Source organism: Sphaerospermopsis sp. LEGE 08334, from assembly GCF_015207205.1.
In the GTDB taxonomy this organism is placed as follows: Bacteria; Cyanobacteriota; Cyanobacteriia; order Cyanobacteriales; family Nostocaceae; genus Sphaerospermopsis.
Genome location: NZ_JADEXH010000091.1, coordinates 1 through 5,798 on the forward strand (window position 1 = coordinate 1; position 5,798 = coordinate 5,798).

The 5,798-nt window shown below is 36.8% G+C and carries 5 protein-coding genes; 3 read left to right on the top strand and 2 right to left on the bottom strand.

The features are described from left to right. Window positions 1–866: 866 nt before the first annotated feature. Window positions 867–2,210, top strand: a complete 1,344-nt coding sequence (locus IQ237_RS25720) for a serine/threonine-protein kinase (protein ID WP_194060076.1) — start codon at window positions 867–869, stop codon at window positions 2,208–2,210. Between the two features lie 495 nt (window positions 2,211–2,705). After that, the gene (locus tag IQ237_RS25725; protein WP_309225818.1) at window positions 2,706–3,017 is read left to right on the top strand and encodes a DUF3800 domain-containing protein; all 312 of its coding nucleotides are present in this window, start codon (window positions 2,706–2,708) and stop codon (window positions 3,015–3,017) included. 102 nt (window positions 3,018–3,119) lie between these two features. Here IQ237_RS25725 and IQ237_RS25730 read toward each other — a convergent pair whose 3' ends face one another. Together IQ237_RS25730 and IQ237_RS25735 are read right to left on the bottom strand one after the other, a co-directional pair. Further along, complete coding sequence (locus IQ237_RS25730) at window positions 3,120–3,383, bottom strand: hypothetical protein (RefSeq protein WP_194060077.1); 264 nt, start codon at window positions 3,381–3,383, stop codon at window positions 3,120–3,122. Next, entirely contained in the window at window positions 3,380–3,610 is a 231-nt protein-coding gene (locus IQ237_RS25735) for a hypothetical protein (protein WP_194060078.1), read from the bottom strand. Before IQ237_RS25735 ends, IQ237_RS25730 begins: the two co-directional genes overlap by 4 nt. A 481-nt stretch (window positions 3,611–4,091) precedes the next feature. Here IQ237_RS25735 and prfC point away from each other — a divergent pair, with 481 nt between their 5' ends. Then, the gene (prfC, locus tag IQ237_RS25740) at window positions 4,092–5,717 is read left to right on the top strand and encodes a peptide chain release factor 3 (RefSeq protein ID WP_194060079.1); all 1,626 of its coding nucleotides are present in this window, start codon (window positions 4,092–4,094) and stop codon (window positions 5,715–5,717) included. The last annotated feature ends 81 nt before the right edge of the window (window positions 5,718–5,798 follow it).

Here is a 5,798-nt window from a genome sequence, read left to right on the forward strand (position 1 = left end):
CAGGATTTAAGGATGTACAGGATGGGAATTTTTAGATGGTTTGTTTAGTGTTTAAAGTTGTATTTGTCTGAATCAGGATTTCCAGGATTTAAGGATGTACAGGATGGGAATTTTTAGATGGTTTGTTGGTGTTTAAAGTTGTATTTGTCTGAATCAGGATTTCCAGGATTTAAGGATGTACAGGATGGGAATTTTTAGATGGTTTGTTGATGATGAAAGTTGTATTTGTCTGAATCAGGATTTCCAGGATTTAAGGATGTACAGGATGGGAATTTTTAGATGGTTTGTTGATGATGAAAGTTGTATTTGTCTGAATCAGGATTTCCAGGATTTAAGGATGTACAGGATGGGAATTTTTAGATGGTTTGTTGATGATGAAAGTTGTATTTGTCTGAATCAGGATTTCCAGGATTTAAGGATGTACAGGATGGGAATTTTTAGATGGTTTGTTTGGTGTTTAAAGTTGTATTTGTCTGAATCAGGATTTCCAGGATTTAAGGATGTACAGGATGGGAATTTTTAGATGGTTTGTTTGGTGTTTAAAGTTGTATTTGTCTGAATCAGGATGTCCAGGATTTAAGGATGTACAGGATGGGAATTTTTAGATGGTTTATAAACATTCAAAAACAATCATTAAATAACATCATCAAAAAATCCCAACTTCCCAAAAAACAATCATTCAAAAACATCCTGAAAATCCCAACTTTCCAACAAACAATCATCCAACAACATCCTGAAAATCCTTAAATCCTGGATATCCTGATTCAGACAAAAAATCCTGATGACAACTACTCACCTGTATCATACAATTATGATAAAATTATACAATAATTTCATCCCATCATAATCATCCCACTCTTGAAAATATGATAATCTGGCAACCAGGACAACAAATCAACAACGGTAGATTTATCATTCAAAGCATTTTAGGTACTGGTGGTTTTGGTATTACCTACAAAGCATTAGAACCCAGCACAGGGAAATTATACGCTATCAAAACTCTCAACTCCACCATGCAACTGCGAGAAGACTTTGGAGATCAACAGGTTAAGTTTATTAACGAAGCATTGACAATTAAAGGATTTGATCATAAATACATTCTCAAAGTTTATGAAGTCATCCAAGAAGGTCAACTTTTTGGGGTGGTGATGGAATATATTGATGGGGTGACTTTATTTAAATATGTGCAAAATAAAGGACAATTATCAGAAAATGAAGCACTATTATATATAGATCAAATTGGTCAAGCGTTAGAATATATCCACAATAAAGGACAGTTACACCGAGATATTAAACCGGAGAATATTCTATTACGACAAAATAAACAAGAAGCGGTGTTAATAGACTTTGGTTTAACTCGCAGTCTCGCTACCAAAAGTATGACTAACGCACTCACCGAAGGTTTTGCACCTATTGAACAATATCGTCGTAAGGGGAATTTTGGACCCCATACAGATGTTTATGCTTTAGCTGCAACTTTATATTATCTCTTAACTGCTAATGGATTGAAACAAGAGGGAGAAATTTGTCCAGTACCAGCAGTCAACCGGAAATATGATGATGAACCTTTACCAGAACCTAAACATTATAATTCTCGTATTAGTCAGAGGGTGAATAATGCTATTTTGCAGGGAATGGAAATAGAACCGGAAAAACGGACTGCAACGGTTTTTAAGTTTCGGGAAAGTTTGGGTTTGGTTAGTAGTGGAAACCCAGGAGAGGTAGAATTAAAATCAGCAGTAGGAATGGACTACACAAGATTGCGTGACTTACTCAAAGCAGGGAAATGGAAGGAAGCAGACGAGGAAACAGCACGGGTAATGTTAGCAGTTGCGAAGCGAGAAAAAGAAAGTTGGTTAGATGTTAAAGATATTGATAATTTTCCCTGTGCAGACCTGCGAACTATTGACCAATTATGGGTAAAATACAGTAATGGTAAATTTGGTTTTTCTGTGCAGAAACGAATTTATCAAAGTTTCGGTGGAACGAGAGAATATAACTCAGGCATCTGGGATAAGTTCGGCGACAAGGTAGGATGGAGAAAAGGAGGCTACTGGTTGTACTACAACAATATTACAGATGATAAGAAAGCACCAGAAACAGAAGGCCACCTCCCCTTTCGTGGGTGTAAGGGTGGATTAGGGGGTTGTTGGGGTGATTTTTATGGTGTCTCTTCTCTCGCGTCGAGACTTGTAAACTGTAACATTTAAGGGTTACAAAAAATTATTAAGTCTGAATCAGGTGGTTATCGAGCGACTTGTACTGAGCGAAGTCGAAGTAAGTCGAGATAATGTCCAGGATTTAAGGATTGACAGGATGGTAGTTTATATATGGTTTGTTGGTGATGAAATTTGCATTTGTCAGAATCAGGATAACCAGGATTAAAGGATTGACAGGATGGTAGTTTATAGATGGTTTAAATAATTCAAAAACTATCATCTAACAACATCCTGAAAAATCCCTAACTTCCAAAAAACCATCATCAAAAACATCCTCAAAAAATCCCCAACTCCCAACAAATAATCATTCAATCACATCCTGAAAATCCTATAATCCTGGACATCCTGATTCTGACAAGAATATAATTATAATATGATTTTATCAAAGATAAAGTAAACAGTTAAAAATAAATGTTATAATGAATGTTGCAGTCAAGAGGTCTGACCTTTTCGGATCGTGAGAGCAAGGTCTCTCCTTGACTGATAATTAGACTTCATAAAAATAAGAATACACAAAGAGGAATTATTATTTTTGATAAATCCACTTACGAAACAACTATTCAATCTCTAGCAATTGATTTTAGAACAATTGGCTACCAATGGGGTGTAATCAGAAATTTTGCTGAAGTACCTTTATTTTTAGACTCCAAAGCATCCAGATTAATTCAACTTGCTGATATAATTGCTTATTATATCTTCCGGTATTTTGAAAAGGGAGATAATACATTTTATTCAATTATTGAACCTAGATTTGATGCAGAAGGTGGTATAGTTCACGGATTGCATATAATTCAATAAAACAAAAAACCACAATTTACAAAAGCACTGACATCTAAGAACATCCTGTAAATCCTCAAATCCTGGATATCCTGATTCTGACAATTACAACCTCAACAATAACTATGAAAAAAAACTCTCATAATCGTCATGACTCCCAATCCAAAACCATGTTATTGTATCACCATCTAAAATCCCAATTGCTCGATAATTACGAGTGATTCTGACAGACCAAATATTTTCTTGATTATTAATACATTTAAAATGCAAAGACGGATGAAAAGGATTTTCTCTCCATAACCGATAAGCTTTTCTTGCACTTTGTCTAACTTGCTGATCAAGAGATTTATATTCATCCCAAAAAGAAGAAAGGGTTGCAGACTTCATAACTGATCATAATCCATTGGTTTAGCTAATCCTTCTGCAATTTCTCTTTTAGCACGTTGAGCAGATGCAATTAATTTTTGTTGACTTTTTTTAAATGAATTATCCCATTTTAATTCATCTTGTAAATCTGCTAAATATTCTCTCAAATGTTCTGCAACTCTGTCTTGTACATCTTCAGATAAAGATTCCATCATTTTGATGACAGTGGTAATTGCTGGAGATGACATAATAGAATTTCCTTTACAACTTTACTAGTCTATTCTACTCAAAATCTCCCCATCCAGATGCTGATGGTACAGATATTATAGAATATTACAAACTCACATCCTGTAAATCCTTAAATCCTGTACTTCGACTTCGCTCAGTAACCATAAATCCTGATTATGACAAATAAAATAATCTGGGAAATCTTCAACAAGACCCTATATGCGCCCACATTTTCCCATTATAATAAAATAATACTGAAAACTCCCCCATTTGTCAACCACCTCACCCATGAATTTTGGAATTATCTGAATTAAAATTGATTGATTCACTGGTGAAAATGAATATAATTGACAAATAATTTCTGAGAGTCAAACCCCAGATTGCTCCTTGGGGTCAATCCAAAATCCAAAATCTAACATCTAAAATCGGATGATAAAATTGTGTTCTCGTCCTGAAAAAGATTACATTTAATTAAGTAAGGTAAAAAACAAATTACAAATTATGGCTACTGAACTGATTGAAGAACTAGGTGAAGCGGTGGAACAACGTCGCAATTTTGCGATTATTTCTCACCCTGATGCTGGTAAAACTACGTTAACTGAAAAACTATTATTATACGGAGGTGCTATCCATGAAGCCGGAGCGGTAAAAGCCCGAAGAGCGCAAAAAAAAGCCACTTCTGACTGGATGGAAATGGAACAACAACGGGGTATTTCTATTACCTCTACTGTTTTACAATTTGTCTATAACAATTGTCAAATTAATTTACTTGATACCCCTGGACACCAAGATTTTAGTGAGGACACCTATAGAACCTTAGCAGCAGCCGATAACGCGGTGATGCTGATTGATGCGGCTAAAGGGTTAGAACCCCAAACCCGCAAACTGTTTGAAGTGTGTAAAATGAGGGGTATTCCCATTTTCACCTTTGTGAATAAACTCGACCGTCCGGGAAGAGAACCTTTAGAACTTTTGGATGAGATTGAGCAAGAATTGGGATTACAAACATACTCGGTAAACTGGCCGATAGGTATGGGCGATCGCTTTAAAGGCGTATTTGACCGCCACCAAAAGCAAATCCATTTATTTGAACGTAGCGCCCACGGTAGTAAAGAAGCTCTTGACACTATCGTTGATTTAGGTGATAGCAGAATTGAGCAACTGTTAGAACAAGACCTTTACCATCAACTTAAAGATGAGTTAGAACTATTAGAAGGAGCCGGTGGGGAACTTGATTTAGATTTAGTGCATCAAGGAAAAATGACTCCTGTGTTTTTTGGGAGCGCCATGACTAACTTTGGGGTTGAGTTATTCCTCAAATACTTCTTGGACTACGCCCTCAAACCCGGTATACATCACAGCACCGCTGGCGAAATTCCCCCAACCTACCCAGAGTTTACAGGATTTGTCTTCAAACTCCAAGCTAACATGGACCCCAAACACAGGGATAGAGTTGCTTTTGTCCGGGTCTGCACAGGTAAGTTTGAAAAAGATATGACAGTGAACCACGCCCGCACAGGTAAAGTTGTCCGTCTGTCTCGACCGCAAAAACTTTTTGCCCAAGAGAGAGAATCTATTGATGTCGCTTATGCTGGGGATGTAATAGGTTTAAATAATCCCGGAGTTTTTGCGATTGGCGACACAATTTATACAGGACAAAAGCTGGAATATGAGGGAATTCCTTATTTTTCACCAGAACTTTTTGCCACTCTTAGAAACCCCAACCCATCAAAATTTAAGCAATTTCAAAAAGGTGTTTCTGAATTAAGAGAAGAAGGTGCTGTACAAATTATGTACTCAACAGATGAAGCCAAACGTGATCCAATTTTGGCAGCGGTTGGTCAGTTGCAATTTGAAGTTGTGCAGTTCCGTTTACAAAATGAATATGGTGTAGAAACTATTCTTGATTTATTACCATATAGTGTGGCTCGCTGGGTTGAAGGTGGTTGGGAAGCTTTGGAAAAAGTGGGGCGTGTATTTAACACTACTACAGTTAAAGATAGTATGGGAAGACCAGTTTTATTATTCCGTAATGAATGGAATTGTCAACAATTACAGGGAGACCATCCAGAGTTAAAATTAAGTGCTATCGCTCCAGTATTTTCTAGTCAACAACCAGTGGAATAGGTGACAGGTGACAGGTGACAGGTGACAGTTAATTATTTTCTTCCCCATCTCCCCACCTCCCCACCTCCCCAGTCTCCTGAC

What these genes read in the sequence shown, in the direction of transcription:
- prfC (WP_194060079.1), top strand. Translation starts at nt 4,092, where the DNA reads ATGGCTACTGAACTGATTGAAGAACTAGGTGAAGCGGTGGAACAACGT.
- IQ237_RS25730 (WP_194060077.1), bottom strand. Translation starts at nt 3,383, where the DNA reads ATGAAGTCTGCAACCCTTTCTTCTTTTTGGGATGAATATAAATCTCTT.
- IQ237_RS25720 (WP_194060076.1), top strand. Translation starts at nt 867, where the DNA reads ATGATAATCTGGCAACCAGGACAACAAATCAACAACGGTAGATTTATC.
- IQ237_RS25735 (WP_194060078.1), bottom strand. Translation starts at nt 3,610, where the DNA reads ATGTCATCTCCAGCAATTACCACTGTCATCAAAATGATGGAATCTTTA.